This is a genomic window from Cellulomonas fengjieae, from assembly GCF_018388465.1.
GTDB lineage: Bacteria > Actinomycetota > Actinomycetes > Actinomycetales > Cellulomonadaceae > Cellulomonas > Cellulomonas fengjieae.
On record NZ_CP074404.1, the window covers coordinates 1107423 to 1134375 of the forward strand.

At 72.4% G+C, this 26953-nt stretch carries 28 protein-coding genes; 18 read left to right on the forward strand and 10 right to left on the reverse strand.

Going from position 1 to position 26953, the window contains the following annotated elements; translation table 11 throughout:
* Positions 1–187 precede the first annotated feature (187 nt).
* Positions 188–619 (forward strand): DUF6318 family protein, encoded by a 432-nt coding sequence (locus KG102_RS05090; protein WP_208289381.1) that lies wholly within the window; start codon positions 188–190, stop codon positions 617–619.
* On the forward strand, positions 616–1497 hold the full coding sequence (locus tag KG102_RS05095) for a hypothetical protein (protein WP_249667478.1): 882 nt from the start codon (positions 616–618) through the stop codon (positions 1495–1497). Before KG102_RS05090 ends, KG102_RS05095 begins: the two co-directional genes overlap by 4 nt.
* 108 nt (positions 1498–1605) lie before the next feature.
* Here KG102_RS05095 and KG102_RS05100 read toward each other — a convergent pair whose 3' ends face one another.
* Positions 1606–1995, reverse strand: a complete 390-nt coding sequence (locus KG102_RS05100; protein WP_208214280.1) for a hypothetical protein — start codon at positions 1993–1995, stop codon at positions 1606–1608.
* A gap of 449 nt (positions 1996–2444) precedes the next feature.
* Between KG102_RS05100 and KG102_RS05105 the strand changes: the two genes are divergently transcribed.
* On the forward strand, positions 2445–3563 hold the full coding sequence (locus KG102_RS05105; RefSeq protein ID WP_208214278.1) for an ABC transporter permease: 1119 nt from the start codon (positions 2445–2447) through the stop codon (positions 3561–3563).
* On the forward strand, positions 3560–4255 hold the full coding sequence (locus KG102_RS05110) for an ABC transporter ATP-binding protein (protein WP_208289379.1): 696 nt from the start codon (positions 3560–3562) through the stop codon (positions 4253–4255). Before KG102_RS05105 ends, KG102_RS05110 begins: the two co-directional genes overlap by 4 nt.
* Before the next feature lies 1 nt (position 4256).
* Here the strand turns inward: KG102_RS05110 and KG102_RS05115 are convergent, their stop codons facing one another.
* From KG102_RS05115 to KG102_RS05130, 4 genes are all read right to left on the reverse strand, one after another.
* Entirely contained in the window at positions 4257–4832 is a 576-nt protein-coding gene (locus KG102_RS05115) for a TetR/AcrR family transcriptional regulator (protein ID WP_208289378.1), read from the reverse strand.
* 123 nt (positions 4833–4955) lie between these two features.
* The gene (locus tag KG102_RS05120) at positions 4956–6149 is read right to left on the reverse strand and encodes an acetyl-CoA C-acetyltransferase (protein WP_208289377.1); all 1194 of its coding nucleotides are present in this window, start codon (positions 6147–6149) and stop codon (positions 4956–4958) included.
* The gene (locus KG102_RS05125; RefSeq protein ID WP_208289376.1) at positions 6146–6799 is read right to left on the reverse strand and encodes a CoA transferase subunit B; all 654 of its coding nucleotides are present in this window, start codon (positions 6797–6799) and stop codon (positions 6146–6148) included. The genes KG102_RS05120 and KG102_RS05125 overlap by 4 nt, the downstream gene beginning before the upstream one ends.
* Positions 6796–7560 (reverse strand): CoA transferase subunit A, encoded by a 765-nt coding sequence (locus tag KG102_RS05130; protein WP_208289375.1) that lies wholly within the window; start codon positions 7558–7560, stop codon positions 6796–6798. Before KG102_RS05130 ends, KG102_RS05125 begins: the two co-directional genes overlap by 4 nt.
* Before the next feature lie 156 nt (positions 7561–7716).
* Here KG102_RS05130 and pdhA point away from each other — a divergent pair, with 156 nt between their 5' ends.
* From pdhA to KG102_RS05145, 3 genes are read left to right on the forward strand one after another with little or no spacing between them, the layout of a single operon-like run.
* Positions 7717–8838: a pyruvate dehydrogenase (acetyl-transferring) E1 component subunit alpha gene (gene pdhA, locus KG102_RS05135; protein ID WP_208289374.1), complete on the forward strand. Its 1122-nt coding sequence runs from the start codon at positions 7717–7719 to the stop codon at positions 8836–8838.
* Positions 8838–9845: an alpha-ketoacid dehydrogenase subunit beta gene (locus KG102_RS05140; RefSeq protein ID WP_208289373.1), complete on the forward strand. Its 1008-nt coding sequence runs from the start codon at positions 8838–8840 to the stop codon at positions 9843–9845. Before pdhA ends, KG102_RS05140 begins: the two co-directional genes overlap by 1 nt.
* Entirely contained in the window at positions 9842–11233 is a 1392-nt protein-coding gene (locus tag KG102_RS05145) for a dihydrolipoamide acetyltransferase family protein (protein ID WP_208289372.1), read from the forward strand. The genes KG102_RS05140 and KG102_RS05145 overlap by 4 nt, the downstream gene beginning before the upstream one ends.
* 108 nt (positions 11234–11341) lie before the next feature.
* Here KG102_RS05145 and KG102_RS05150 read toward each other — a convergent pair whose 3' ends face one another.
* Complete coding sequence (locus KG102_RS05150) at positions 11342–12220, reverse strand: alpha/beta fold hydrolase (protein WP_208289371.1); 879 nt, start codon at positions 12218–12220, stop codon at positions 11342–11344.
* An 89-nt stretch (positions 12221–12309) separates the two neighbouring features.
* Between KG102_RS05150 and KG102_RS05155 the strand changes: the two genes are divergently transcribed.
* Positions 12310–12783: a MarR family winged helix-turn-helix transcriptional regulator gene (locus KG102_RS05155; protein WP_208214268.1), complete on the forward strand. Its 474-nt coding sequence runs from the start codon at positions 12310–12312 to the stop codon at positions 12781–12783.
* A 155-nt stretch (positions 12784–12938) separates the two neighbouring features.
* Here the strand turns inward: KG102_RS05155 and KG102_RS05160 are convergent, their stop codons facing one another.
* From KG102_RS05160 to KG102_RS05170, 3 genes are all read right to left on the reverse strand, one after another.
* Positions 12939–13541: a dihydrofolate reductase family protein gene (locus KG102_RS05160; RefSeq protein ID WP_208289370.1), complete on the reverse strand. Its 603-nt coding sequence runs from the start codon at positions 13539–13541 to the stop codon at positions 12939–12941.
* Positions 13538–14374, reverse strand: coding sequence for a metalloregulator ArsR/SmtB family transcription factor (locus KG102_RS05165; protein ID WP_208289369.1), 837 nt, complete (start codon positions 14372–14374; stop codon positions 13538–13540). The genes KG102_RS05160 and KG102_RS05165 overlap by 4 nt, the downstream gene beginning before the upstream one ends.
* 90 nt (positions 14375–14464) lie before the next feature.
* The gene (locus KG102_RS05170) at positions 14465–15061 is read right to left on the reverse strand and encodes an SACE_7040 family transcriptional regulator (RefSeq protein WP_208289368.1); all 597 of its coding nucleotides are present in this window, start codon (positions 15059–15061) and stop codon (positions 14465–14467) included.
* Positions 15062–15154: 93 nt separating this feature from the next.
* On the opposite strand from KG102_RS05170, the gene KG102_RS05175 reads away from it, so the two are divergent.
* The 7 genes from KG102_RS05175 to KG102_RS05205 are packed head-to-tail and all read left to right on the forward strand — an operon-like array spanning position 15155 to position 22724.
* Positions 15155–16753 carry a carboxyl transferase domain-containing protein gene (locus KG102_RS05175; protein WP_208289367.1) on the forward strand — a complete coding sequence of 533 codons (1599 nt, stop codon included), beginning with the start codon at positions 15155–15157 and terminating at the stop codon, positions 16751–16753.
* A gap of 5 nt (positions 16754–16758) precedes the next feature.
* Entirely contained in the window at positions 16759–18663 is a 1905-nt protein-coding gene (locus KG102_RS05180; RefSeq protein WP_208289366.1) for an acetyl/propionyl/methylcrotonyl-CoA carboxylase subunit alpha, read from the forward strand.
* A complete protein-coding gene (locus tag KG102_RS05185) occupies positions 18660–19835 on the forward strand; it encodes an acyl-CoA dehydrogenase family protein (RefSeq protein WP_208289365.1) in 1176 nt (391 codons plus the stop codon). The genes KG102_RS05180 and KG102_RS05185 overlap by 4 nt, the downstream gene beginning before the upstream one ends.
* Positions 19832–20299: a MaoC family dehydratase gene (locus tag KG102_RS05190; protein WP_208289364.1), complete on the forward strand. Its 468-nt coding sequence runs from the start codon at positions 19832–19834 to the stop codon at positions 20297–20299. The genes KG102_RS05185 and KG102_RS05190 overlap by 4 nt, the downstream gene beginning before the upstream one ends.
* Complete coding sequence (locus KG102_RS05195) at positions 20287–21093, forward strand: HpcH/HpaI aldolase/citrate lyase family protein (protein WP_208289363.1); 807 nt, start codon at positions 20287–20289, stop codon at positions 21091–21093. Before KG102_RS05190 ends, KG102_RS05195 begins: the two co-directional genes overlap by 13 nt.
* Positions 21094–21124: 31 nt before the next feature.
* Positions 21125–21670: a putative glycolipid-binding domain-containing protein gene (locus KG102_RS05200; RefSeq protein WP_208289362.1), complete on the forward strand. Its 546-nt coding sequence runs from the start codon at positions 21125–21127 to the stop codon at positions 21668–21670.
* A gap of 28 nt (positions 21671–21698) precedes the next feature.
* The gene (locus tag KG102_RS05205) at positions 21699–22724 is read left to right on the forward strand and encodes a helix-turn-helix transcriptional regulator (RefSeq protein ID WP_208289361.1); all 1026 of its coding nucleotides are present in this window, start codon (positions 21699–21701) and stop codon (positions 22722–22724) included.
* 22 nt (positions 22725–22746) lie between these two features.
* On the opposite strand, the gene KG102_RS05210 is transcribed toward KG102_RS05205, so the two are convergent.
* Entirely contained in the window at positions 22747–24051 is a 1305-nt protein-coding gene (locus KG102_RS05210) for a hypothetical protein (protein ID WP_208289360.1), read from the reverse strand.
* A gap of 143 nt (positions 24052–24194) precedes the next feature.
* On the opposite strand from KG102_RS05210, the gene KG102_RS05215 reads away from it, so the two are divergent.
* The 3 genes from KG102_RS05215 to KG102_RS05225 all read left to right on the forward strand — a co-directional run bounded on the left by KG102_RS05215 (position 24195) and on the right by KG102_RS05225 (position 26939).
* Positions 24195–24695: an ArsR/SmtB family transcription factor gene (locus KG102_RS05215; RefSeq protein WP_208289359.1), complete on the forward strand. Its 501-nt coding sequence runs from the start codon at positions 24195–24197 to the stop codon at positions 24693–24695.
* Entirely contained in the window at positions 24692–25525 is an 834-nt protein-coding gene (locus KG102_RS05220; RefSeq protein WP_208214255.1) for a M23 family metallopeptidase, read from the forward strand. Before KG102_RS05215 ends, KG102_RS05220 begins: the two co-directional genes overlap by 4 nt.
* 103 nt (positions 25526–25628) lie before the next feature.
* Positions 25629–26939, forward strand: coding sequence for an alkaline phosphatase (locus tag KG102_RS05225; protein WP_243884285.1), 1311 nt, complete (start codon positions 25629–25631; stop codon positions 26937–26939).
* Positions 26940–26953: the final 14 nt, after the last annotated feature.

Sequence of the window (26953 nt, forward strand, 5' to 3'; positions counted from 1 at the left end):
CGACCGGACCCTCCGCAGGCGCTTGATCACGCGGGTCGCGGTTGGTGCGGTGGCCTCGGCGTTGTGCCTGGGCGCCTGCACGGGATCGGCTCCGGAACCGCCGCCCGGTACTGCTTCCGAGTCGAGCGCGCCGACGACAACTCCAAGCCCGACGCCCTCGCCGACGCCGGACCTGACGGTGCCGCCGGTGCCGCCCGAGGCGATGAGCACGCCGAGCGGGGACGGGGCGGCTGCGGCGGCGACGTACTTCACGCAGCTGTACGCCTACGCGTACGCGACCGCGGACCTGACGGCGTGGAAGGCGATGTCGGAGCCGGACTGCCAGTTCTGCAACAGCGTCACCGAGGACATCAACTCCATGATCTTGGAGAGGGGATCAGAGACGAGCGCACCGATCGTGGTCACGAGTGCGGTCGGCACGCCCATCGAACCGGGCGCCTTCTATTCGGCCACTGTTCATATGCACCAAGGTGCCTCGACGCGGTACGACAGAGATGGCAACGTCGTCACGACCGGCGTCGCGCGGAGCTACGAGTTGCTCTTTGCTCTGGCTTGGCGGGACGGATGGTTCGTCCGCCAGATCGACACGACGACGCTCGACGAGACTGCTGCCCCGTGATCGCGTCGATCGTGATCGCGGGCGCCCTCATGCTTGCGATTCCATCTGGCTCTCGAGGTCAGGGCGGGGAATGGGGAACTCGAGCGAGCGCGTCGGCTGAGCGGGCCGCGTTTCTGCTCAACTTCGCAATGGCGGAGTCCGAGTCCGCAACTGCCATGGCCTTGCCGGCCGTCGAGCGGGTGATCGAGTATCGCCGTGCGCCGATGTGCAACACGTCCTCTGGGCGGGCGACGACGCCGTTGAACGGTCCGTGTCCGGAGGCGCAGGGGGAGGCGGGGGTGAACGACTGCGAGGGTGATACCCCGTTGCAGCCGATGTGGGCTCGCGAGCGTGCCAGCGTGGCCACGCAGGACTGGGGCCCGTGGTTCCAGGTCGATGCGGGTGGGTGTCCGGCGGATCTGTTGCCGGTGTTCACGGGGGAGGACTTCCGTCGCCTGCCGTTGGCGTCGCCGGTGTTGCGGGTGCAGCCGGACCGGGGGTGGGTGTTGGTGAACAAGGAGACGATCGTGTCCACCGAGCGGGTCGAGCAGACGTTCCGCACGGAGCTGCTGGGTCGGGGGATCGATGTGATCGCGACCCCGGAGACGTTCACGTACGACTTCGGTGACGGATCGCGGGATCTGGTGACGCGCAGCGCGGGTCGTCCCTATCCGGATCACGACACGTTCCACGTGTATGACGAGGTGGGCACGGTGCAGATCACGCTGACCACGACGTGGACGGGTCGGTACCGGGTGGACGGCACGACCCAGTGGCGCGACGTGGTCGGCACGGCGGAGACCTCGTCGACCAGCGCGCCGTTCAGCGTCGAGGAACGCCGCTCCCACCTGGTCTCCGGCCTGTGCACCGACACCCCGACACCGGCCGACTGCGACTGAGCGCAGACGCGTTCGCCCGCCGCGCCGGGGCGGGTGAGGGCGTCGTGCCGCAGCGGATGACGAAGCCGCGTCGACCCGCCCTGCCGCGACGGGCGGCCTCGCGCCCGCTCAGGTCTGCGGGTCGGTGCGCTTCTCCTGGACGGTCACGTCGGGATCGATGCGGTCCGCGGTGCTGAGCCGCTCGTCGAGCTCGGACCGTGCGCCGCTCGCCTCGGTGCCGCGGGCGCGGGCCTCGTTCTGCAGCGCGGCGGCGTCGGCCGCCCGAGCGTCGGCCTCGGCCTGCGCCAGGCGCGCCTGAGCGTCCAGCCGGGCCGCCTCGGCCTCGCGGCGCTGGACCTCCACCTGGTCGGCGGCGGCCTTCTCGCGGATCTCCTTGGCGCGGGCGCGTTCGGCGTCCACCCGGCGCTCTCCGCGGCGCCGGCTCATGACGACGGCCGCGATGATCAGCAGCACGACCACGACGACGGCGACGATGATCCAGACGGTCTGCGTGTCCATGACTTCCTCCTGGGACTCGGACCCCCTGCGTCGATTGGACTGCTGCCCGGGACCCGTCGCAACCGGAAGAGCGGTGCACGGTCGGAGTGCGCCCGCAGCTGAGAAGTCTCGCGGATGGAGCGATCGGTGCCTGAGCTGGTCGGCGGGGCGGTGTGCCTGGACATCGCGAACTCCGTGGACGGGCGCGTCCTCGCGGTCCCGAGGATCACCTCCGGAGCTATGCCGACGTCGTCGACCGGGTCGTGCGGGCCGGTGGGCTGGCCACCGACGAGGCGGACGCGCTCCTGGCCCGCGCAGCAGCCGCGCCGGATGCCGCCACCGACGAGCTGGTCCGCACGCGAGACCTCCGGGAGTCGGTGTTCGCGATGTTCCATCTTCCCGACGCAGTGTTGATAAGATAGCAACACCGCGTCGGTAAGAAGTGCGCGGCACCCTGTCGGAGGTCCACTGTGTTCCTTGCCCTGCGTGAGCTCGCGTTCGCGCGCGTCCGGTTCGGCCTGATGGCCGCGGTCGTCGCGCTCATCTCGGTGCTGATGGTCATGCTGTCCGGCCTGTCGTCCGGCCTCGTCGTCGACGGCGTCTCCGGTCTCATGCGCAGCCCCATCCAGTCCGTCGCCTTCGCCGACGGCGTCAAGACCGACTCCGCCTTCACCCGTTCCGAGGTGACGACCGCGCAGCGTGACGCGTGGGCCGCCCGGGGCGACGTCGCGGACGCGGAGCTGCTCGGCACGGCGATCGTCAACGCCAAGAACGAGGACGGCACCGCCGTCGACCTGACCCTGTTCGGCGTCCAGCCGGGCGGGTTCGTGGAACCCGAGGCGGGCGAGGGCCGGCAGCTCGAGGGCGAGGGCGAGATCGTGGTCAGCGCCTCCGCCAAGGACGAGGGCATCGAGCTCGGTGACGTCATCACGCTCGACCGGCTCGGCACTCGGCTCGAGGTGGTCGGGTTCACCGTGGACCAGCGCACGTTCGGGCACGTCGACATCGCGTTCCTGCCGTTGACCACGTGGCAGGAGGTGCACGCGGGCGTCATGGCGGGCGAGGCCCCCGACGCCGACGCCTACGACGTCGCGAGCGTCGTCGCGCTGCGTGGCGTCGACGGTGCGCCGCTCGCTCAGTCGGTCGAGGGCACGTCGGCACGCACCATCGAGGCCGCGTTCGACTCCTCGCCGGGCTACACCGCCGAGCTCATGACCATGCAGCTGATCCAGGCCTTCCTGTACGCCATCTCGGCGCTGGTCGTCGGCGCGTTCTTCACGCTGTGGACCGTCCAGCGCACCCGTGAGCTCGCCGTCATGCGGGCCATCGGCGCCTCGACCCGGTTCCTGCTCACCGACGGCGTGCTCCAGGCCGCGATCATGCTCGTCGGCTCCGTGGCCGTGGGCGTCGGCATCGGTCTCGGCTTCGGGGTGCTGCTCGAGGGCACCGGGATGCCGTTCGCCCTGGAGCTCGGTCCCATCCTCGGCGGAGCGGGGCTGCTGCTCGGCCTCGGCCTGATCGGCGCCGCCGTCGCCACCGCCCGTATCGCCTCCGTCGACCCCGTGACCGCGCTGGGAGAGAACCGATGACCACCACCACCTCCACCACCCGGGTCGGTACCGGCCTGAGCCTGTCCGGCGTCACCCTGACCTTCGGCGACGGTGACGACCAGGTCGCCGCCCTGGACCGCGTCGACCTGGCCGTGTCGCCCGGCGAGCTCGTCGCGATCGTCGGCCCCTCGGGCGCCGGCAAGTCGAGCCTGCTCGCCGTGGCGGGCGGACTCACCAAGCCCACGACCGGCTCGGTCGTGGTCGACGGGATCGAGCTGACGGAGCTGTCGTCACGCGCGCTGGCCACGTTCCGCCGCGAGCACGTGGGCTTCGTGTTCCAGTCGGGCAACCTGGTCCCCGCGCTCACGGCGATCGACCAGCTGCGCCTCGTCGAGAAGATCACCGGCCGGCGGGCGGCCACGCCCCCCGAGGCGCTGCTCGACGCGGTCGGGATGGCGGCGCACGCCGACCGGCGGCCCGGGCGGCTGTCCGGGGGAGAGCGGCAGCGCGTCGGCATCGCGCGGGCGCTCGTCGCCTCGCCGTCGGTGCTCCTGGTCGACGAGCCCACCGCGGCGCTCGACCGCCGGCGCAGCCACGAGATCGTCGAGCTGCTGGCCCGGCAGACGCACGAGTTCTCGGTGGCCAGCGTCATGGTCACGCACGACCACGACGTGCTGGAGCACTGCGACCGTGTCCTCGAGATGGTGGACGGCGCGCTCCGCGCGCTCTGACCTAGCCCTGCAGGTACGGCTCGAGCAGCGCCTTCGTGGCGGCGTAGGCGCGCTCGAGGTCACCGGTCTGCTCGACGCGGCGTGAGGCGGCGTGCACCAGTGCCGTGATCAGATCCGTCGTGGTCTCCGGGTCCGGCACGCCGAGCTCGGTGAGGGCGTCGACCACCGGGACCAGGAGCCGGTCGTGGAACGCGCGCGACTTGCGGGCGAGGTCCTCCGACGGGGCCACCGCCGACAGCGTGCGCGCGAGAGCGTGCTCGCCGTCCGCCACCAGCTCGAGGTTGGCCCGGACGAACGCGAGGATCCGGCCCCGCGGGTCGTGCGCCGCGGAGATCGCGGCGTCGAGGCGCTCCTGCCAGCGGGGGAAGGAGTCGCTGACGACGGCGGACAGCAGGTCCTCGCGGGAGGCGTAGTACTGGTACACGCTCGACCGGGACAGTCCGGTGAGCTCGCCGACCTCGGCGAGCGTGGGCACGCGGTCGGGCTCGGCCGTCAGCAGGCTGCGCGCGGCGTCGATCAGCGCGCGCTCCCGCTCGGCGCGGTGCTCGGCCACCGTGGGGGCGTCGATCCGGGGCATGGCGTCCATCCTTCGTCACGCGTGGGGCGGCGAAGCTGCGACGACGCCCGCCGTGACCGGTGGTCAGCCTACATTTTGCCGACAGGGTGTCCGCGCGGATCGCGCCCGGTCCGGGCCGGTGGCTCACCCCTCGCGTGCCAGGAGCAGCGCTTCCCCCTGCCCCCCGCCCCCGCACAGTGCGACGGCCGCCCGTCCTCGTCCGCGACGCCCCAGCTCCATGGCGGCGTGGCCGGCGAGCCGGGCACCGGAGGCGCCGATCGGGTGCCCGAGGGCGATGGCGCCGCCGTGCACGTTCGTCCGGTCGAGGGGGTAGCCGAGGTCCAGCAGCGACTGCACGACGACGGAACCGAAGGCCTCGTTGATCTCGAGGAGGTCGACGCTCGACAGGTCCCACCCGGCGCGCGCGAGGGCCGCCGAGATCGCCGCGGACGGCTGGGAGTGCAGGGAGTTGTCCGGCCCCGCCACCTGCCCGGACGACCCGACGGACGCGAGCCACGTCCAGCCGCGGTCCTCGGCGACCTCCCGGGCGGCGACCACGAGGGCCGCCGCGCCGTCGGTCAGCGGGGACGCGTTGCCGGCCGTGATCGTCCCGTCGGCGGAGAACGCGGGCCGCAGCGCGGCCAGGGACTCCGGCGAGGTCTGGGGCCGGATGCCCTCGTCGGCGGCGACCACGAGCGGGTCGCCCCGGCGCTGCGGCACGTGCACCGGCTCGATCTCCGCGGCGAAGACCCCGGAGGAGACGGCGTCGGCCGCGCGACGGTGGCTCGCGACGGCCACGGCGTCCTGGTCCTCCCGGGACAGGGACAGGGCCTTGTTGCCGCGCTCGGTGGACGAGCCCATCGACTCGCGGTCGAACGCGTCCGTGAGCCCGTCGAAGGCGAGCGAGTCGACGGCCTGGAGGTCGCCGTAGGTCCAGCCCCGGCGGGAGCCCGGCAGCAGGTGCGGCGCCTGGCTCATCGACTCCTGGCCGCCCGCGACCACGACGGACGCCTCGCCCAGCCGGATCATCCGTGCGGCGTCGATGACCGCGCTCAACCCGCTGAGGCAGACCTTGTTGAGCGTCATCGCGGGGACCGTCCACGGGATGCCCGCCGTGACGGCCGCCTGACGGGCCGGGTTCTGCCCGGCGCCGGCCTGCACGACCTGGCCCATCAGGACGTGGTCCACCTCGGTGGGGTCCATGCCCGCTCGCGCGAGCGCACCGCCGATGGCCACGGCCCCCAGCGACGCCGCGGACAGCGACGACAACCCGCCGTTCAGACGCGCCATCGGCGTCCGCGCGAACGAGACGATCACGACCTCGCGGTCAGCACTCATGAGAGCACCACGTCCTCCTCCATGCGCAACGGCACCAGGGGAGTGGCGGCGACGACGTCGTCGACCGACACCCCGGGGGCGCACTCCCGCAGCACCAGGCCCTCGGCGGTGACGTCGAGCACCGCCAGGTCCGTGATGATCCTGTCCACCACCCCGACGCCGGTCAGCGGCAGCGTGCACTCCGGCAGGATCTTGGCCGAGCCGTCGCGCGCCACGTGCTCCATGAGCACCACGATCCGCCGCGCCCCGTGCACCAGGTCCATCGCGCCACCCATGCCCTTGACCATCTTCCCGGGGATCATCCAGTTGGCGATGTCCCCGGTCTCGGAGACCTGCATCGCGCCCAGGATGGCGACGTCGACCTTGCCGCCGCGGATCATCGCGAAGCTCGTCGCGGAGTCGAAGTAGGACGCCCCGGGCGCGACCGTGATGGTCTCCTTGCCGGCGTTGATGAGGTCGGGGTCGACGTCATCGGACGACGGGTACGGCCCCACGCCGAGCACGCCGTTCTCCGACTGCAGGACCACCTCGACGCCCGGGGGGACGAACCCCGGCACCAGGGTCGGCAGCCCGATCCCGAGGTTCACGTAGCTGCCGTCGGTGAGCTCGCGCGCGGCCCGTGCCGCCATCTGCTCGCGCGTGAGGCTCATGAGACCGTCCTCCGCTCGATCCGCTTGTCCGCGGCCTCGTCCGGCGAGAGCTCCACGACCCGGTCGACGAAGATGCCCGGGAGGTGGATCGCGTCGGGATCCAGCGACCCGACCGGGACCAGCTCCTCGACCTCCGCGATGGTCACCGCGCCCGCTGCCGCGCACAGCGGGTTGAAGTTCCGCGCGGACGCGTGGAACACGAGGTTCCCGAGGCGGTCGCCACGCAGCGCCCGCACCAGCGCGACGTCCGCCGTGATCGCCTGCTCGCGGACGAACTCGTGCTCGACGCCTCGCACGGTGAACGTCTCGACGGGCTTGGGGGGCGACTCGACGAGGACGGACCCGTCCGGCGAGTACCGCCACGGCAGCCCGCCGGAGGCAACCAGCGTGCCGACGCCGGTGCGCGTGTAGAACGCCGCGATCCCGCTGCCACCTGCACGGAGACGTTCGGCGAGGGTGCCCTGGGGGGTGAGCTCCACCTCGAGCTCCCCGGCCAGGTACTGCCGCGCGAACTCCTTGTTCTCGCCCACGTACGAGGCGACGATCCGCCGGATGCGACCGGCCTGCAGCAGCAGGCCGAGCCCCCAGTCGTCCACGCCGCAGTTGTTGCTCACCACCTCCAGGTCCCGGACGCCGGAGTCGAGCAGAGCGTGGATCAGCACGCTCGGGATACCGCACAAGCCGAACCCACCGACCGCGAGGGTCGCCCCGTCGGGGATGTCGGCTACCGCCTCGACGGCGGACTGGACGACCTTGTCCATCGTTGCCTCCTGTCGACGAGGTCATTGTGCGCCGATGGGTCGACACCCGCGCCAGCCCTGGGCACAAGGTCCCTTGCGGACCTACCCTGGCGGGACATCAGGCAATGGGGCCTAGCTTCACAAGAGCGACGGCTCCGCCACCAGACGGAGCGAAACATGTTGCGTGCAGATGTGTCCCCCAGCCGTGCCCTGCCCATCCCGCTGCAGGCCGAAGCGCTGCAGCTGGTGAGTCCCGACGGTGTCCGTCGCCCCGACCCCGAGCACGACCCGTGGGTCGACGACGTCGACGACGACCGGCTGCTCGGGCTCTACGAGGACATGGTCGTCGTCCGCCGGTTCGACACCGAGGCCGTCGCGCTCCAGCGTCAGGGGCAGCTCGGGCTCTGGCCGCCGCTGCTCGGCCAGGAGGCCGCGCAGATCGGCTCCGCCCGCGCGCTGCGCAGCGACGACTTCGTGTTCAGCAGCTACCGCGAGAACGGTGTCGCGTACTGCCGGGGCGCACGGCCGGTCGACCTCGTGCGGGTGTGGCGCGGGACCGCGCTGGCGGGGTGGGACCCGCAGAGCATCGGCATGGCGACGCCGCAGGTGATGATCGGGGCGCAGACCCTGCACGCCACCGGCTACGCGCTCGGCTGCGTCAAGGACGGCGTCGACTCGGCGGTCGTCGCCTACTTCGGGGACGGCGCGACCAGCGAGGGGGACGTGCACGAGGCGATGGTCTTCGCCGCGACGTTCGCCGCTCCGGTCGTGTTCTTCTGCCAGAACAACCAGTGGGCGATCTCCGAGCCGGTCGCGCTGCAGGCGCAGCGCCCCATCGCCGAGCGCGCCGCCGGGTACGGCATCCCGGCCGTCCGGGTGGACGGCAACGATGTGCTCGCGGTGCTGGCGGCAACGCGCGTGGCCCTCGACCGGGCGCGCCGCGGCGACGGGCCCACGTTCGTCGAGGCCGTGACCTACCGGATGGGCCCGCACACCACGTCCGACGATCCGACGCGCTACGTCGACCCGGCGGTGACGTCCGAGTGGGCGACCAAGGACCCGATCGTGCGGATCGAGCGGCTGCTGAGGGCCCGCGGTGCGCTGTCCGACGAGCGCTCCGCCGAGATCGCCCGGACGGCCGACGCGTTCGCCGCGCGGATGCGGGAGGGCTGCTACGGGCTGCCGGACCCCGAGCCGCTGAGCGTGTTCGACCACGTGCTCGTGGAGCCGACCGCCGAGCTCGACCGGCAGCGCAGCCAGTACGCCGCCTACCTCGCGATGTTCGACGGGGAGGCGTGATGACGACCATGACGCTCGCCGCTGCCCTGGGCTCGGGGTTGCGGCACGCCCTCGACGACGACCCCACCGTGGTCCTGCTCGGCGAGGACATCGGGACGCTCGGCGGGGTGTTCCGCGTGACCGACGGGCTCCAGCGCGACTTCGGCGCCGACCGCGTCATGGACACCCCGCTGGCCGAGGCCGGGATCATGGGGGTCGCCGTCGGCCTCGCGTACCGCGGGTACCGGCCGGTCGTGGAGATCCAGTTCGACGGGTTCGTCTTCCCGGCGCTGGACCAGCTGATCACGCAGGTGGCGAGGATCCACTACCGGACCGGCGGCGCGGTGCGCATGCCGATCACGGTGCGGATCCCGTACGGCGGCGGCATCGGCGCGGTCGAGCACCACTCCGAGTCGCCCGAGGCCTACGTCGCCCACACGCCCGGCCTTCGCGTGGTGACGCCCGCCGGCCCCCAGGACGGCCACACGATGCTGCGGCAGGCGATCGCGTGCGACGACCCCGTGGTGTTCTTCGAGCCGAAGCGGCGCTACTGGGTCAAGGGCGAGGTCGACGAGTCCCTCGACGACGCCGCACCGCTGGACCGCGCGCGGGTGGTGGTCGAGGGCACCGACGTCACGCTCGTCGCGTACGGCCCGCTGGTCGTCACGGCACGCGACGCGGCGCTGGCGGCGCAGGACGACGGGCTCTCGGTGGAGGTGGTCGACCTGCGCTCGCTGTCGCCGATCGACGTGGACACCGTCGAGGCGTCCGTGCGCCGGACCGGCCGGCTCGTCGTCACGCACGAGGCCCAGGGCAGCGGCGGACTCGGCGCGGAGATCGTCGCGAGCCTGGTCGACCGCTGCTTCGACGCGCTGAAGGCGGCGCCGGTGCGGGTGACCGGCTTCGACACCCCGTACCCGGCGGCCAAGGTGGAGGAGCACTTCCTGCCCGACCTGGACCGGGTGCTCGACGCGGTCGACCGCGTGATGGGCAGGGCGCACTCGCTGACCGGATGGAGGGCGTCATGACCACGATCGAGACGGTGACGCTGCCGGACCTGGGAGAGGGACTCACGGAGTCCGACCTCGTGGAGTGGGTCGTCGCGGTGGGGGACACCGTCGCGCTCAACCAGGTGGTCGCTGAGGTGGAGACCGTCAAGGCGTTGGTGCAGCTCCCGTCGCCGTACGCCGGGGTGGTCGCCGAGCTGCTCGTCGAGCCGGGCGTGACCGTGCCCGTGGGCACGGCACTGCTCACGATCGCGGTGGAGGAACCCGCGGTCGCCGAGGACGCGCAGCCCGCCGCACCCGAGGGCACCGCCGCACCGGAACCGGGCGCCGCCGCACCCGAGCGCACCGCCGTGCTCGTCGGGTACGGGCCGCTGGTCGGCTCCTCGGCGCGACCCTTGCGGCGCGCGCGGTCGGCGCAGTGGGCGGCGGCGCACGCGGGTGCGCAGGAGGCGCGGCTCGCGCTGGCGGGGCGACCGATCGGGCCGAAGGTGCTGCCGCCGGTGCGCAAGCTGGCGCACGACCTCGGCGTCGACCTCAACAAGGTGGAGTGGTCGGGGACCGACGGCATGATCACCCGCGAGGACGTGCTGCGTGCCGTCTCGAGCGCACCGGTCGCACCCGACGCCCGACGGCCCGACGCGCTGTCGGCGGCGCACCGGCCCGGTCTCGCGGGGCCCGCAGGCCGACCGGCCGAGAGCCCGCCTGGCCAGCGCGAGACGCGCACGCCCGTCGCGGGCGTCCGCAAGCAGACCGCCGCCGCGATGGTGGCCAGCGCGTTCACGGCTCCGCATGCGTCCACGTCGCTGACGGTCGACGTCACCCCGACCCTCGAGCTGCTGACGGAGCTCCGGCGGGACCCGTCGCTGGAGGGTCATCGGTTGACCATCCTCACCGTCGTCGCCAAGGCCGTGACGCTCGCGCTCCGGGTCCACCCGGCGCTCAACGCGCACTGGGACGAGCTGGCGGGGGAGATCGTCCAGTACGACTACGTGCACCTGGGCGTCGCCGTGGCGACGCCCCGCGGGCTGCTGGTGCCGACGGTCAAGGATGCGGACCGCATGCGGCTGCCCGAGCTCGCCGATGCGGTGGCGGCACTCACCGAAGCGGCGCGGTCGGGGACGACGACGCCCGGCGACCTGGCCGGCGGCACGATCACGATCACCAACATCGGGGTGTTCGGCGTCGACACCGGCACGCCGATCCTGGTGCCGGGGCAGGCCGCGATCCTGGCGATGGGCGCGATCCGGCGTCAGCCGTGGGAGTTCCAGGACCGGGTCGCGCTGCGCAGCGTGCTGACGCTCAGCCTGTCGTTCGACCACCGGCTGGTCGACGGCGCCGAGGCCGCGCGGTTCCTGGCCGACGTGGGCTCGATCCTCGCGCGACCCGGCTCGGTGCTGCGCATGGTCTAGTCCCCGGCGCCGAGCTCGTCACTCCGGGCCGACCTCGTCCGTTGCAACTGACGAGGTCGGCCCGGGCTGACGAGGTGGGCGCGGCGTCACGGGTGCGCGCGGCGACCGTCAGGCGTCGAGGCGGCGGTAGAAGGCCAGCAGCGTCTCGGCGAGAGCGTCCGGTGCCTCCAGCGCAACGAGGTGCCCGATGCCGTCGATCGTCGCGGTGGTGACGTCCGTGGCGACCGCGTGCATCGTCCGGCTGGTGAACGGGCCGCTGCCGGCGTCGACCGCGAGGACCGGCATCGTCAGGCGGTGCTCCGCGGCGAGCCGCGCGATCTCATCGCCCTCCGTGAGCATCGAGCCGTAGATGCCGGTCGTCCCGCGCAGACCGTCGGGCCGCGAGTAGACCCGCGTGAGCTCGTCGACGTCCACGTCGGTGACGGCGCCCGGGGTCCCGTTCATCGCGGGGAGGGCGAAGCCGGTGAGGAACTCGCGCTCGCGGCCGACGAGCAGCAGCTCGGGGATGCCCGGAGCACCCAGGAACCCGACGTGCCACGACCCGCCGCGCGCCACGTCCGCGAACTGCTCCAGCCCGAACCCGGGCAGCGCCGCCTCGATGGCCGTGTAGCTGCGCAGGAGCTCGGGGTGCTGGGCGGCAAGGCGGAACGTGGGAGTTCCGCCGATGTCCTGGCCGGTGAGGTGGACCGCACCCAGGTCGAGGTGCGTGATGAGCCGACGCAGGCTCTCGGCGAACGTCGAGCTGGTGTAGTCGCCGGGCCGGGTGCCGGAGTCGCCGAACCCGGGCAGGTCGACCGCGATGACGCGATGCTCGGCGGCGAGCAGCGGGATCACCTTGTGGAACGCCCACCACGACTCCGGAAAGCCGTGGACCAGGAGCACGGGTGTCCCGGTGTCGCCGGCGCTGACGTAGTGCAGCTCGGTGCCGTCGAGCGTGGCGCGGTGGTGCGTCACCTCGGGGATCGAGGCGGGGGTCGTGGTGGACATGTCGCTCCTTCGCGGTTGGACAACCAGGTTGTCGTAACTGTAGAAACCTGGTTGTCGATACGTCAACCTGGTTGTCGTAACATCGCGGCATGACCCGATCAGGTGCCGACCTCGCGCTGCTGCTCCTGGGGGGCTTCCGTGCCCTCGCCGACGCGGGGAGCGCCGAGCTGGCCGAGCGCGGCTTCGACAAGATCCGGCCGATCCACGACTTCGCCCTGCACTCGATCGTCGCCGGCGCCGAGACGACGGCCGAGCTCGCGCACGAGCTCGGCATCTCGAAGCAGGCGGTGATCAAGACCGTCGGCTTCCTCGAGGCGGAGGGCTACGTGACCGTCGCGGCCGACGAGCGCGACGGCCGGCGCCGGCTCTACTCGCTCACCGAGAGGGGCCAGGAGCTGCTGCGCACGGGGCAGGAGGTGTTCGACGAGCTCCGGGACCGGTGGGCGCAGCGGATCGGCGCCGACCAGGTGGAGGCGCTCGGGGACGCGCTCGCCGACCTCGGCGTGCGCGCCCCCGCCCACCACGATGCCGCGGGCTGGTTCAGTGGGTCACCGGCCGAGTAGGCCGGGCGCGTCAGCGTTCCCGGATCACCCAGGGCGGTCAGCGCACCGGCGCTGCTCACGGTCCTCGGGGGCAGGCGCCGAACTCGTCACTGCCGGCCGAGCTCGTCCGTTGCAGCTGACGAGCTCGGCGCGGACGGACGGGCTCGCCCGCGCGGTCAGCGCAGCCGGTCGTAGACGAGTGACAGGGTGCCGTGCTCACCGGCCGACTGGCGCGCGAGTGCCCACTGCGCGGTCGGCAGGCCGGCGTCGAAGAGCCGCGGCCCGCCGCCGAGGAAGACCGGGAAGATCGTGAGCGCCAGCCGGTCCACCAGATCGTCGGCCAGCAGCGCCTTGATCACGCTCGCGCTGGACAGCACGAGGATGTCCCCGCCGTCGGCCGCACGCAGGTTCCCGACCGCCTCAGCGGTCGGCGTGTCGACGATCGTCGTCCGCTCCCACGGCGCCTCGCTCAGCGTGGAGGACAGCACCACCTTCTCCACGTCGACGAGCCAGCGCGCGAACGCCTCGTCGCGCCCGTCGACACCGTCGGCGCCGATGACCGTGGGCCAGAAGCTGAGGAACCCCTCGGCGTTGCGCCGCCCGAGCAGCGCCGTCGTGGCCGGCTCCCAGAGGACCGTGAGGTGGTCGCGGGCGACGTCCGTGAACGCGTACGGCATCACCCAGCTCATGTCGTCGGGGTTGTCCGGGTGGGCGTAGTACCCGTCGAGAGACAGGCTCATGTTGGTGACGACCCGTCGGCCGGCTGCGTGCTCGGTCATGTCGCGCTCCTCGTGTCGGTGTCGTGCGAGCCCGGGGCGCGGGTCGCCGCGAGCGTGTCGAGGCTCTGACCGAACCCCGTCCGGATGCCGGCGATGAAGTCCGCCGAGTCGACGGTGCTGTCGCTGATCCGGAAGTCGACGTCCAGCTCGGTGCCCTGCTCGGTGGGCCGGAGCGAGAGGTCGAGGTGGGACGTGAACGCGGCGCTGCCGTCGGGCAACAACGGGGACAGCCGGTAGGCGATGCGTTCCTGCGCTCGGACGTCCTCGACGACGCCCTCCGCGCGACCGGCGACCAACGCGGTGCCGTCGGCGTCCTCAGCCTCGCGGTACTCCAGGACCACTCGACCGCCGGGCCGCGCCTCGAAGACCAGCTCGGAGATGCGCAGCCCCTCGGGCGCCCACCAGCGGGCGAGCAGGGCCGGATCGGTCAGTCGGTGCCAGACGGCCTCGGAGGACTCGGCGAGTGACCGGTGGAAGTGGAACAGCCGCTCGTCGGCCCATCCCGCTTGCTGGGCTGCGAGCCGCTCGGCGTCGAGCTGCAGCCCGTACGCGTCGAAGGCCTCCCGTGCGCCGGTCGCGGTGTCGGCGAGGGCGCCGAGGGCTGCTGCCAGCTCTCGCAGCGGACCCGGTTCGAGTGCGTAGATCCGGCGCTGGCCAGTGCGCTGAGAGGTGACGATGCCCGCACGTTCCAAGGTCTGCAGGTGCTTGGTCGTCTGGGGCTGGCGCGCGCCGGCGAGCTGTGCGAGCACACCGACCGAGCGTGGCCGCTCGGCCACCAGCGTCACCAGCCGCCAGCGCGCCGGGTCCGCGAGGGCCGTGAGGAGTACATCCATGTACGGGAGTATTCTCGATAACGAATATGCGCGTCAAGGAATATTACGCTCGACGCCGGCCCGCTCCTCCGGTCTCCGCGTCGTGGAGGTTCACGCGTCCGGCTGCCCCAGGGCGGCCAGCGCCATCTGCTCCAGCAGGGCCCGGGTGCGGGCGGCCGTGACCGACCGGGCGCTGTGCGGGGTCGAGTTGAGCAGGCCGAACGTCGCCTGCGCGCGCAGGCGGAGCTCGGCGCGGTCGGTCGACGGGCTGAGCCGGGCCAGCACGTCGACCCACAGGGTGATGTAGCGCCGCTGCAGGTCGCGGACCGACTCGCGGTCCGCGGGGGACAGGGCGTTCAGGTCGCGGTCCTGCACGCGGATGACGTCAGGGTCGCGCAGGGCGAAGTCGGCGTGGAAGCGGACGAGGGAGCGCAGCGCGTCGGCATCGTCGGGCGCCCGCTCGACCACGGCGCGGCCGCCGGCGAGCAACCCCTCGCTCACGCCGACCAGGAGCGAGGCGAGCACCGCCTGCTTGCTGGGGAAGTGCCGGTAGACCGCCGGTCCGCTGATCCCGACCGACGAGCCGAGGTCCTCGATCGAGACACCGTCGAAGCCGCGGGTCGCGAACAGCCGCGCCGCCTCGGACAGCAGGGCGTCGCGACGCTCGGCCTTGGCGCGGACGCGGGCCGTCGTCGGGGCCTCGGACATCGTCGGGCGCTCCTCCATGGACAACGGGGTGATCGAACACTAGCCTCATTTGAGTTAGCGATCACTAACTCAGATCCCGTGGGGACAGCGTCGATGGAGATGCTCAGCACGGCCGCCGACCCGGCCGCGGCCGCGTTCGCCGCGAACGACGAGTCCCAGCGCGCCCTCGTCGCGGAGCTCGAGGACCGGCTCCGCACCGCGGCGCTCGGCGGGCCGGAGCGTTCGCGGGACCGGCACGTGGCGCGCGGCAAGCTCCTGCCGCGCGAGCGGATCGACGTGCTGCTCGACGACGGCAGCCCGTTCCTCGAGGTCGCGCCGCTGGCCGCCGACGGGCTCTACGACGGCGAGGCACCCGGCGCCGGCGTGATCGCAGGCATCGGGCTGGTGCACGGCCGGCACGTGATGGTGCTCTCCAACGACGCGACCGTGAAGGGCGGGACTTACTACCCGCTCACCGTGAAGAAGCACCTGCGCGCGCAGGAGATCGCGCTGGCCAACCGGCTGCCCTGCCTGTACCTGGTCGACTCCGGCGGGGCGTTCCTCCCGATGCAGGACGAGGTGTTCCCGGACCGCGACCACTTCGGCCGGATCTTCTTCCATCAGGCGCGGATGTCCGCCCGCGGCATCCCGCAGATCGCGTGCGTCATGGGCTCGTGCACCGCGGGCGGCGCCTACGTCCCGGCCATGAGCGACGAGACCGTGATCGTGCGCGGGCAGGGGACGATCTTCCTGGGCGGCCCGCCGCTGGTGAAGGCGGCGACCGGTGAGGTGGTCACGGCCGAGGACCTCGGTGGCGGCGAGCTGCACTCGCGGGTCTCGGGCGTGACCGACCACCTGGCGGAGAACGATGCGCACGCCCTGCAGATCGTGCGGGACATCGTCGCGACCCTGCCCGTCCCGACCGGCACCGCGTGGGACGTGGCCGAGAGCCGGCCGCCCATGGTCGACGAGGGCCAGCTCTACGGCGTCGTGCCCACCGACCTGCAGACCGCCTACGACGTGCGCGAGGTGATCGCGCGGCTGGTGGACGGCAGCGAGCTGCACGAGTTCAAGCGCGAGTACGGGACCACGCTGGTCACCGGGTTCGCGCGGCTGCACGGGCACCCCGTGGGGATCGTCGCCAACAACGGCGTGCTGTTCAGCGAGTCGGCGCTCAAGGGTGCCCACTTCATCGAGCTGTGCGACCAGCGCGGCATCCCGCTGGTGTTCCTGCAGAACATCTCGGGGTTCATGGTCGGCCGCGACTACGAGGCCGGTGGGATCGCCAAGCACGGCGCCAAGATGGTCACCGCCGTGGCGACGACCCGCGTGCCCAAGCTGACCGTGGTGATCGGCGGGTCGTTCGGGGCCGGCAACTACTCGATGTGCGGCCGCGCGTACGACCCGCGGTTCCTGTGGATGTGGCCCGCGAGCCGGATCTCGGTCATGGGCGGGGCGCAGGCGTCGTCCGTGCTGGCCACGGTCCGCCGCGAGCAGCTGGGCGACCAGTGGTCCGCGGCGCAGGAGGAGGCGTTCAAGGCGCCGCTGCGGGCGCAGTACGAGACGCAGGGCAGCCCGTACTACTCGACCGCCCGGCTGTGGGACGACGGGATCATCGACCCCGCCGACACCCGTCGGATCCTCGGCATGGCCCTCGACGTGTGCGCCACGGTGCCGCTCGGCGAACCGCGCCTCGGCCTGTTCCGGATGTGACGGCGATGTTCGGGACCGTGCTGGTGGCCAACCGCGGCGAGATCGCGTGCCGGGTCATCGCGACGCTGCACCGGCTCGGGATCCGGGCCGTGGCGGTGTTCACCGACGAGGACCGCGGGGCGCTGCACGTCACCCGCGCCGACGAGGCTCGCCGGATCGACAGCTACCTCTCGATCGACGCCGTGCTCGCGGCAGCGCGGTCGGCCGGGGCCGACGCGATCCACCCCGGCTACGGGTTCCTGTCCGAGAACGCCGACCTGGCGCGGGCGTGCGACGCGGCCGGCGTCGTGTTCGTCGGCCCCGGGGTCAAGGCGCTGGAGGTGATGGGCGACAAGATCCGCGCCAAGGAGCACGTCAGCGCGGCCGGGGTGCCGGTGATCCCCGGGTCGTCGACCGTCGACGCAGCCGCCGCCGAGCGCGTCGGCTACCCGCTGCTGGTCAAGCCCTCGGCGGGTGGTGGCGGCAAGGGCATGGCCGTCGTGGAGCGTCCCGACGAGCTCGCCGCCGCGCTCGTCGGCGCCCGGCGGGTGGCCGCCGCCGCGTTCGGCGACGACACCCTGCTGCTCGAACGCCTGGTCAGGGCCCCGCGGCACATCGAGGTGCAGCTGCTGGCCGACGAGCACGGCGTGGTGAGACACCTGGGCGAGCGCGAGTGCTCGCTGCAGCGGCGGCACCAGAAGGTCATCGAGGAGGCGCCGTCACCGCTGCTCGACGTCGCGACCCGTGCGCGCATCGGCGAGGCCGCCTGCGAGGTGGCGCGCAGCGTCGGGTACGTGGGTGCCGGGACCGTGGAGTTCCTGGTCTCCGACGAGGCGCCGACGGAGTTCTTCTTCATGGAGATGAACACCCGGCTGCAGGTGGAGCACCCCGTCACCGAGCTGGTCACCGGGCTCGACCTGGTCGAGTGGCAGCTGCGGATCGCCGCGGGGGAGCCGTTGACGGTCGATGTCGCGATGACCGGCCACGCGATCGAGGCCCGCGTCTACGCCGAGGACCCGGCGCGCGACTTCCTGCCGAGCACCGGCACGGTGCTGGTGCTCGAGGAGCCGACCGGTGAGGGGATCCGCGTGGACAGCGCGCTGCGGACCGGGCTCGAGATCGGCTCCACCTACGACCCGATGCTCGCCAAGGTGATCGCCTGGGCGCCCGACCGCGCCGGCGCGATCGCGCGGCTGGACCAGGCGCTGGCCCGCACGTCGCTCCTCGGCGTGCGCACGAACATCGCCTACCTGCGTCAGGTGCTCGCCGACCAGGAGGTGCGCGCCGGACGTCTGCACACCGGGCTGCTCGGGGGGCTGACCCCGGCGGTCGCCGCGGACCGCGTGCCGCTGATCGCCGCGGTGCTGTCGCGGGTTCCCGGGCGGGACGGAGCCTGGGGCTCGGACGGGTGGCGCCTGGGCGATGCGCGGCCGCTGCGCTTCGAGGTCGGCGACGTCGAGGTGTCCGTGCAGGGCTCGACGGTCACCGTCGGCGGTGACGAGCCCGTCGCGGCCCGGCTGGTGCGACGAGGGCCGACAGAGGTCGAGCTCGACCTGGACGGCGTCGTCCACCCGCTGCGACTCGTCTCGGACGGCCCCGTCACGTGGGTCGGCGACGTCGAGCTGCGCTTCCGCTCGCGCGTCGAGCGGCTGGCCGACGAGCTGGTGGCGCTGACCCGCGGCACGCGTCCCGCCGACCCGCAGGTCCGATCTCCGATGCCCGGCATCGTCGTGTCGGTGGACGTGCGCACCGGTGACGACGTGGTCGCCGGCCAGCACCTCCTCACCATCGAGGCGATGAAGATGGAGCACCGGGTCGTCGCGCCCAGCGACGGCATCGTCACCCTGGCGGTCCGACCGACCGACCGGGTGGCACTCGACCACGTGGTGGCCACCATCACCGGCCATCCCGACGAAGGGACCCCGGCATGACGTACGAGCTCACCCCCGAACAGCGCAAGCTCAGCGACGAGGTGCGCGACTTCGCGGACACCGTCGTGGCGCCGGCGGCCTACGAGTACGACACCTTGCGCGAGCTGCCCTACGAGATCATCGCGCAGATGGGCGAGATGGGGCTGTTCGGCCTGCCCTTCCCCACGGAGTACGGCGGTCAGGGCCGCGACTACGTGGACCTCTGCCTGGCGGTGGAGCAGCTGGCACGGGTGGACCAGTCCATCGCGGTGACGCTCGAGGCCGGGGTGGGGCTGGGCGCGATGCCGATCTGGCGCAGCGGGACCGAGGCGCAGAAGCGGGAGTGGATCCCCATGCTCGCGCAGGGGCGGGCGCTCGCGGGCTTCGGGCTGACGGAGGCCGACGCCGGGTCGGACGCGGGCGGCACGCAGACGACCGCGCGCCTGGAGGGCGACGAGTGGGTCATCGACGGGACCAAGCAGTTCATCACCAACTCCGGCTCGAAGATCACGAAGCTCGTGACGATCACCGCGGTCACGGGGGAGAGCGTCCGCGACGACGGGTCGGTGAAGAAGGAGCTCACCGCCATCCTGGTGCCCAGCGGGACGCCCGGGTTCACGGTCCTGCCCGCGTACGACAAGGTCGGCTGGCACACGTCCGACACCCACCCGCTGCGGTTCGAGGACGTCCGTGTGCCCGCCGCGAACCTGCTGGGCGAGCGCGGTCGCGGGTTCGCGCAGTTCATCCAGACGCTCGACGAGGGCCGGGTCGCGTTCGCGGCCCTGTGCGCGGGGGCGGCGCTGGGCTGCTTGGAGGAGGCCATGCGGTACGCCCGGAGCCGCAACGTCTTCGGCCACCCGATCGGCCAGAACCAGCACATCGCGTTCACGATCGCCCGGATGGGGTCGCGGGCGCACTCCGCGCGGCTGGCCTGGCTGGACGCCGCTCACCGCCTGGTGGCCGGGCAGCCGTTCAAGCTCGAGGCCAGCCTGGCCAAGCTCATCGCGAGCGAGGCCGCGATGTCCAACGCGCGCGACGCGACGCAGATCTTCGGCGGCTACGGCGTGATGAACGAGAACCCGGTGGCGCGGCACTACCGCGACTCCAAGATCCTGGAGATCGGCGAGGGCACGACGGAGGTGCAGCTGATGGTCATCGCGCGCGAGCTCGGCTTCTCGGGGTCCGCTCGGTGACCCGGGACATCGAGCAGCGCGGGCTCTACTACGAGGAGCTCGAGCCGGACGTGCGGTACGTGCACCGCCCCGGACGCACCATGACCGAGGCCGACAACGTGCTGTTCTCGACGCTGACCATGAACCCGCAGGCCCTCCACCTGGACGCCGCCTGGTCCGCCGAGCAGCCGTTCGGGCAGCGGCTGGTGAACTCGATGATGACCCTGGCCGTCCTGGTGGGCAGCTCCGTAGCGCAGCTCACGCAGGGCACGATCGTCGCCAACCTCGGCCTCACCGACGTCCGTTTCCCCCACCCGCTGTTCCACGGCGACACGCTCTACTGCGACACCGTGGTGGTCGACAAGCGGCTCTCGGCGACGCGGCCGGGTGAGGGCGTCGTGACGCTCGAGCACACCGGCCGCAACCAGGACGACGTCGTCGTCGCGACGGCCACCCGGTCGGTGCTGTTCCGGTGCCGGCCGTGAGAGGACCGGCGCTGCTGTTCTGCCCGGCGGACCGGCCCGACCGGTACGAGAAGGCGGCGGCCCGGGCGGACTCGGTCATCCTCGACCTCGAGGACGCGGTGGCCGCGGACGCCAAGGCGTACGCCCGGTCCGCGTTGGCCAGCCTGCCGCTGGATCCCGAGCGCACGATCGTCCGGGTGAACCCGGCTCCCGACCTGGCGGAGGACCTGCGCGCCCTGGCTGACACGGCGTACCGCACGGTGATGCTCGCCAAGACCGGCTCCGCGGCCGACGTCCGCGCGCTCGCGGACCACGAGGTGATCGCGCTGGTGGAGACGGCGTCCGGCGTGGTGAACGTCGCGTCGATCGCCGCCGTGCCGAACGTGGTCGCGCTCATGTGGGGGGCGGACGACCTGGTGGCGTCGCTGGGCGGCACGTCGAGCCGCCGGCCCTCCGGGGCGTACCGGGACGTCGCCGTGCACGCGCGGTCCGCGGTCCTGCTGGCAGCGGGCGCGGCGGGCAAGGTCGCGATCGACGCCGTGCACCTGGACATCGGCGACCTCGACGGACTCGCGGCCGAGGCGTCCGACGCCGCGGCCAGCGGGTTCGTGGCCACCGCCTGCATCCACCCGTCGCAGGTGCCCGTGGTTCGGGCGGCGTACCGGCCGGTCGAGGCGGAGGTCGAGCGGGCCCGCGCGGTGCTCGCCGCCGCCGTCGGGCAGCACGGCGCGTTCCGGTGGCAGGGGGCGATGGTCGACGGCCCGGTGCTCAAGCACGCCGAGGAGGTCCTGCGCCGGGCGGGAGCCCACCGTTGACCGGTCCCGGCCGGCGGCGGACGATGCCCGGGTGGAGCTCCCGCCGTTCGCTGCGTGGCGGTTCGTCGACGCGGTCGACGGGTTCGAGGTGGTCTACGCCCGGCCGGGCCGTCTGCGCGGGCACACCTGCGCCGTCGAGGGCGGCCGGCCGTACGCAGTGACCTACGAGATCGCGGTGGACGCCGCGTGGCGCACGCGCTCCCTGATGGTCACGTCGGAGACCTTGGCCGGCGTCCGCAGCGCCCACCTGCAGTCGGACGGGGAGGGCGCCTGGACCGTGGACGGCGTCGCCGCGCCGCACCTGGACGGTCTGCTCGACGTCGACCTCGAGGCGTCCGCCTGCACCAACACGCTGCCCGTGCACCGGCTGGAGATGCCGGTGGGGCGGGCCGTCACCGCCGCGGCCGTCTACGTCCAGGCGTTCGACCTCGTCGTACGCCGACTGGACCAGACCTACCGCCGACTCGACGAGCACCGGTTCGCGTACACGTCGGAGGGTGGCTTCGAGGCCGTGCTGACGTACGACGACGCCGGGCTGGTGGTCGACTACCCGGGGATCGCCGTCCGGTTCGCGTGACCCGTCAGCTCCAGAAGCCCACGAGCAGGTGCGGTGGGCGGCGCGCGGGGTTCTCGCCGCCGCCGTCGGGCAGCACGGCGTGTTCCGGTGGGGGGAGCTGGTCGACGGGCCGATGCTGAAGTACGCGCAGGAGGCCCCCGGCGCCGAGCGGGTGACAGCAGTCGTTGACCGGCCTGAGGCGGCGGCGGACGATGCGTACGGGGTCAGTCCCGGCGACGGCCCGGCGCGTACCCAGGGGGAGTCGGTGCGACGGACGGACAGGGACGGGTGGCTCGACCTGGCTAGCGACTGCCTGCGAGACGTCAGTCCGGTCATCGACTGGGCGGTCGTCGGACGGCTTCTCGCCGACCAGCTGCACACGCCCGTCGCAGGCGACTTCGTGTGGGCCCCGCAGGTGCCGGGGGTCGTGGCGGCGTACAAGCCGACGATCACGTTCGACCTGTCCGACGTCGCGTCGCGCGCGTCCAACCTGCACCCGCTGGCACGCCACTACGCGCGTACGCGCTCGACGTCTGTTCTCGCCATCGACCAGGTGCCGGGTCCGGCCACGGACGCGGAGCGGGCCTACGTCGGAGAACTCACTGCGCACGGCATCGACCAGCACCTGTGGATACCCGTGCCGCCGGACGGCCGGGGTCTGCACGTGTGCGGTGCGTGCCGCGCGCGTGACCCGTTCACCGTCGAGGAGGTCGACGATGCCGTCTCCGTCCAACGACTGCTCTCGGCGATCGTCGCGCATGCCCGTGTCGTCCAGCAGTGGCGGGACCGACTGCTCGCCGCGACGGAGGATCTCCCGTGGGACGCTCCTGGGTCGACGTCGGTCGGCGACGGTGTCGCACTGACGCCGCGGGAGTGCGCCGTTCTCGACCTGTGCGCACGCGGGCTCACGTCGCAGGCGATCGCTCGTCGGCTACGGGTGTCTCCACGCACCGTCGAGAAGCACCTGGAGAACGCCTATCGCAAGCTCGGTGTTCGAGAGCGCGTGTCGGCCGTGCGTCGAGCGCGGATCGTGGGCGCGATCGGAGCGCCGGAGTCGCTCCGAGCGAGCCGATGACTCACTCGGAGCGACGACCCGGTCAGGCCGCCGGCCGGTGCGGCAGGCTGTAGTTCCCGCTGCGCGTGGCTTCCACAGGCCGGTGCGGGCCGCCCGCAGGGCACACCGAGCCCTGCTGGGAGTTTCCCCCGTTGAAGAACAGCCCCTGGCAGGCGGAGCACCACCGCCAGTCGTCCTGGCGCGCCGGGCTCCCCGTCGCGTTGTGGAAGAGGCTGTACCTGCCCGACCCGGACAGGTCCGGGTGCGTGTGCGTCCCGCCCTCCGGGCACGACGACTGCGCGACGGCGTTCCCCCAGAACAGTCCCTGGCACTTGTTGCACCACGCCCAGCCCTCCTGACGCTGTTCGCTCGGCTCGGCGTAGAGCGGGATCGAGTACATGCCGGAATGGCTGGTGGACTGCGGGGTGTGGGGACCACCGGCGGGGCATGCGGAGTCGGCCTGGAGCTCGCCGAAGAAGAGCCCCTGGCACGCGCTGCACCAGCGCCAGCCGGGCTGCAGCTTGACGTCCGGCACCCCCACACCACCGATCTTCTGCACCTGCACGAAGATCGAGTAGACGCCCTTGAGATAGGGGTCATCCGCGTACTTCAGCTCCATGATCCCCTGGCCCAGGCCGTTCTGGTTCCAGGACGAGAGGAGCTCGGCCGTGTCCGACGTCAGCGCGATCGTCTGGGCGTTGAACGTGTAGGCGTCGTTGTCGGCGTTGGCCGGATCCCTCTTGATGCCGATCGGGCGGCTGGCCGCGGTGCCGAACAGCGTCCAGATCCCGCTGAGCGACCCGACGGTCTGGATCCCGAGAGACACGGCGTCGAAGACTGGTTTGGCAACCGGCCAGATCCCACCGAAGATCTCCTTGGCGCGCTGGCCGTAGGTGTTGTCGGTCTTCAGAAGCCAGTCGATGAACGCGTCGTACGTGGCGTTGCCCGGGTCCCACTCCCAGATCGTCGGCGTCAGGAAGGTCGCACGGTCGTCGGTGACGTCTCCCTCCCAGATGACGTAGGGCGGGACCCGGCTCGAGTTGAGCCGGCCCTGTGTGTTCCACGGCTCGAGCGTCGCGGGGAACCGGTCGCCCGAGAGGATCCCGCCCATCCCGTTGGGCCCGTCGGCCTGGCCGGCCTTCACGCGGTTCGGCAGCCGCCACGTGTCACCCATGACCTCGCTGTCGCTGTCGAGACCGATCCCGACCAGCGTCCCGTCCTTGTCGAAGGTCTTCGTGTTGACGGAGATGAAGACCTCGTCGCCCTTGCCATCCCCTTGCAGGGCGTCGTCCTTGGACTGCGCTCTGCACCACCACCCGTTGACCGTGACGCGGTACCTGCCTGCCATGACTCCTCCTAGGCCGGTTCTCACTGCTTCCGTCTCGACGCTAGGGCGGGGGATCCACGGGACGGCATTCGCGATCCTGCGCAGAACCGTGCGTACAACCACGTACGGCGACGTGAGTACGTAATTCCGTTATAGTCCATGTCATGACCGACGACGACCGACTGGCCGCGCTCGAGCAGCGCGTCGCCGACCTGGAGCAACGGCTGCAACGCAACCCGCCCGCACCGGGAGCCCTCGACCCCGACGTCTTCTGGGCGCTCGAAGGCCTGAAGGAGCGCGTGAGCGAGCCCGGCGCGGTCCTGCTCACCGGTGCCGTGACGCTGCCCGACGGCCGGACCGCGCACTGGCAGGAGGCCGCGGGAACCGAGGACCTCCTGGCCGGTGACTGGGCCGACTACGCGGACGTGCTCGCCGCGCTCGGGCACCCCGTGCGGCTGCGGCTGCTCGGGCGGGTACTTGCCGGGGCGAGCACCGCGCACGACCTGATGGATACCGAGGGCGTCGGCACGACCGGGCAGGTGTACCACCACCTGCGTCAGCTGGTCGCGGCCGGCTGGCTGCGCGCGGTCGGTGGCGGCCGCTACGAGGTGCCCGTCGGGCGCGTCGTCCCCCTGCTCGTCAACGTATTAGGAGCCCGACGATGAAGCGCGCGATCGCGACGTGGCAGACCTGGTGGGTGCGGCTGTTCGTGCTGTCCGTCCTTGCCGGCCTGGTCCTGGACGTCCCTCAGCCGTGGGGCCTGCTGGTGTACGTGGCGACGATGGTGCTGTTCCTCGTGCGCCCCCCGCGCTCGGAGCGCCCGCCGGTCGAGCTGGCTCCGCCTGTCCGGGGGCGCTGGGTGGCCCTGAACAGCCCCGGCTCGGCCGTGCCGAGCCACGGGGTCAAGGCGTACGGGCAGGCCTACGCGGTCGACCTGCTGCAGCCCGCCGAGGACGCCCCGGCGAAGATCGGGTGGTCCCTGCGCACCCGGGCGCCGGAGTCGTACCGGTCGTTCGGTGCGCCGGTCTTCGCCATGGCCGACGGGACGGTGGTGGCGGCAAGCGACCGGCGGCGCGACCACCGCGCCCGGGACACCTGGCCGACGATCATCTGGATGATGACGTTCGAGGGGCTCGTCCGCGAGGTCGGCGGTGTGGGCTGGATCGTGGGCAACCACGTGATCGTGCAGCACGACGACGGCACGTTCGCGGCCTACGCCCACCTGCGCCGGGGCTCGCTGGCCGTCGCGACCGGGGACCGTGTGGTCGCCGGGCAGCAGCTCGCGGCCGTGGGGAACACCGGGAACACCTCCGAGCCGCACCTGCACGTGCAGCTCATGGACCGCGGCCGGCCGTCGGCGGCTGCGGGCATCCCGATGCACTGGCCCGACCTGGACATCGACCCGGCCGACACGGACGAGCGGTGGGGCACCGGCGAGCCGAAGCCGACCGCGCTCGCGGGCTTCCCGGGCAACGGCCAGGTGTTCTCGGCATAGGGGGTCTTGCACGTCCGCCCGAACGGTCGAACGATGGACGGCACGGTCGAGAACCGGCCGGATCCAAGGTGAACAACGACGTTCGACCGAGGGATGGCACACGATGCTCAGCTCACGACGCACATGGATAGGAGCGAGCAGTGCTGCGCTGCTCGCGGCGGGCCTGGCGACCAGCGGGATCGCGGGCGGTGGTGGTGACCGGGACGAGCGCGACCGGGGACGCGGTCAGGACCGGGCGGTCGCGAAGAACGTGATCCTCATGGTCGGCGACGGCCTGAGCATCGCGGCGCGCGAGGCCACCCGGCTGGCCACGGTGGGCAAGGACGGCGAGCTGGCGATGGACTCGTTGCGGTACGCGGGCTGGACCCACACCGACTCGCTCGACCCCGACGACGCGGTCACCGACTCCGCGGCGGGCGCCACCGCGTTCGCCACGGGCGTCCTGACGTACAACGGGGCGGTCTCGGTCGACGTCGACGGCAACCCGGTCAAGACGCTGCTCGAGCACGCGAAGGACCTGCGCAAGGCGACCGGGTTGGTCTCGACCGCGCAGGTCACCGACGCAACGCCCGCCGCCTTCGGCGCGCACGTCCCGGACCGGGCCGACCAGAGCGAGATCGCCCGGCAGTTCATCCAGTCCAGCATGCCGGACGTCATCCTCGGCGGCGGCGAGGACTGGTGGTACCCGGTGGGTGACCCGGGCGCCTACCCCGACGACCCCGCGGACCCGCGCCCCGAGGAGAGCCGGAGCACCATCGGCAACCTCGTCGAGCTGGCGGAGGGCGTCGGGTACGACTACGTCAGCACCCCCGACGAGCTCGCAGCGACCCGGTCGGACCGCGTGCTCGGCCTGTTCGCCAACGAGGAGATGTTCGAGCAGTTCCCGGAGGGGGAGGGTGACGAGTACGCCCCGGTGGTGCCGCTCACCACGATGACCACCAAGGCGCTCGACATCCTCGACGACGACCGTCACGGCTTCTTCCTCATGGTCGAGGAGGAGGCGATCGACGAGTTCGCGCACAACAACAACGCGGCGCGGACCATCCAGGCGGGCCAGGCGCTGGACGCCACCGTGGCCGTGGTCCGGGAGTTCGCCGCCAGGCACCCCGGCACGCTGGTGCTCGTCGTCGGCGACCACGAGACCGGCGGGCTCGCGATCGAGAACGTCGACCCGGCCGACGAGTCCGGTGACCCCGCGAGCACCGACCCTGCGGTCTCCCGGAGCCTGGAGGACGGGCCGTTCCCGATCGCGAACAGCGACCTGGAGTTCGTCGTCGACTGGACGACCGGCGGGCACACGGGCGCCGCGACACCGTTGACGGCGGATGGTCCGGCGGCCGAGCGCCTGGCGCGGGTGCAGGACAACACCGCCGTGTTCGACGTCGTGCTGGAGGCGATGCGCGGCCGGCGCTGACCGGACGCGCGCGA

What these genes read in the sequence shown, in the direction of transcription:
- KG102_RS05100 (WP_208214280.1), bottom strand. Translation starts at nt 1,995, where the DNA reads ATGGACACGCAGACCGTCTGGATCATCGTCGCCGTCGTCGTGGTCGTG.
- KG102_RS05110 (WP_208289379.1), top strand. Translation starts at nt 3,560, where the DNA reads ATGACCACCACCACCTCCACCACCCGGGTCGGTACCGGCCTGAGCCTG.
- KG102_RS05115 (WP_208289378.1), bottom strand. Translation starts at nt 4,832, where the DNA reads ATGCCCCGGATCGACGCCCCCACGGTGGCCGAGCACCGCGCCGAGCGG.
- KG102_RS05120 (WP_208289377.1), bottom strand. Translation starts at nt 6,149, where the DNA reads ATGAGTGCTGACCGCGAGGTCGTGATCGTCTCGTTCGCGCGGACGCCG.
- KG102_RS05125 (WP_208289376.1), bottom strand. Translation starts at nt 6,799, where the DNA reads ATGAGCCTCACGCGCGAGCAGATGGCGGCACGGGCCGCGCGCGAGCTC.
- KG102_RS05130 (WP_208289375.1), bottom strand. Translation starts at nt 7,560, where the DNA reads ATGGACAAGGTCGTCCAGTCCGCCGTCGAGGCGGTAGCCGACATCCCC.
- pdhA (WP_208289374.1), top strand. Translation starts at nt 7,717, where the DNA reads ATGTTGCGTGCAGATGTGTCCCCCAGCCGTGCCCTGCCCATCCCGCTG.
- KG102_RS05140 (WP_208289373.1), top strand. Translation starts at nt 8,838, where the DNA reads ATGACGACCATGACGCTCGCCGCTGCCCTGGGCTCGGGGTTGCGGCAC.
- KG102_RS05145 (WP_208289372.1), top strand. Translation starts at nt 9,842, where the DNA reads ATGACCACGATCGAGACGGTGACGCTGCCGGACCTGGGAGAGGGACTC.
- KG102_RS05150 (WP_208289371.1), bottom strand. Translation starts at nt 12,220, where the DNA reads ATGTCCACCACGACCCCCGCCTCGATCCCCGAGGTGACGCACCACCGC.
- KG102_RS05155 (WP_208214268.1), top strand. Translation starts at nt 12,310, where the DNA reads ATGACCCGATCAGGTGCCGACCTCGCGCTGCTGCTCCTGGGGGGCTTC.
- KG102_RS05160 (WP_208289370.1), bottom strand. Translation starts at nt 13,541, where the DNA reads ATGACCGAGCACGCAGCCGGCCGACGGGTCGTCACCAACATGAGCCTG.
- KG102_RS05165 (WP_208289369.1), bottom strand. Translation starts at nt 14,374, where the DNA reads ATGGATGTACTCCTCACGGCCCTCGCGGACCCGGCGCGCTGGCGGCTG.
- KG102_RS05170 (WP_208289368.1), bottom strand. Translation starts at nt 15,061, where the DNA reads ATGTCCGAGGCCCCGACGACGGCCCGCGTCCGCGCCAAGGCCGAGCGT.
- KG102_RS05175 (WP_208289367.1), top strand. Translation starts at nt 15,155, where the DNA reads ATGGAGATGCTCAGCACGGCCGCCGACCCGGCCGCGGCCGCGTTCGCC.
- KG102_RS05180 (WP_208289366.1), top strand. Translation starts at nt 16,759, where the DNA reads ATGTTCGGGACCGTGCTGGTGGCCAACCGCGGCGAGATCGCGTGCCGG.
- KG102_RS05185 (WP_208289365.1), top strand. Translation starts at nt 18,660, where the DNA reads ATGACGTACGAGCTCACCCCCGAACAGCGCAAGCTCAGCGACGAGGTG.
- KG102_RS05210 (WP_208289360.1), bottom strand. Translation starts at nt 24,051, where the DNA reads ATGGCAGGCAGGTACCGCGTCACGGTCAACGGGTGGTGGTGCAGAGCG.
- KG102_RS05215 (WP_208289359.1), top strand. Translation starts at nt 24,195, where the DNA reads ATGACCGACGACGACCGACTGGCCGCGCTCGAGCAGCGCGTCGCCGAC.
- KG102_RS05220 (WP_208214255.1), top strand. Translation starts at nt 24,692, where the DNA reads ATGAAGCGCGCGATCGCGACGTGGCAGACCTGGTGGGTGCGGCTGTTC.
- KG102_RS05225 (WP_243884285.1), top strand. Translation starts at nt 25,629, where the DNA reads ATGCTCAGCTCACGACGCACATGGATAGGAGCGAGCAGTGCTGCGCTG.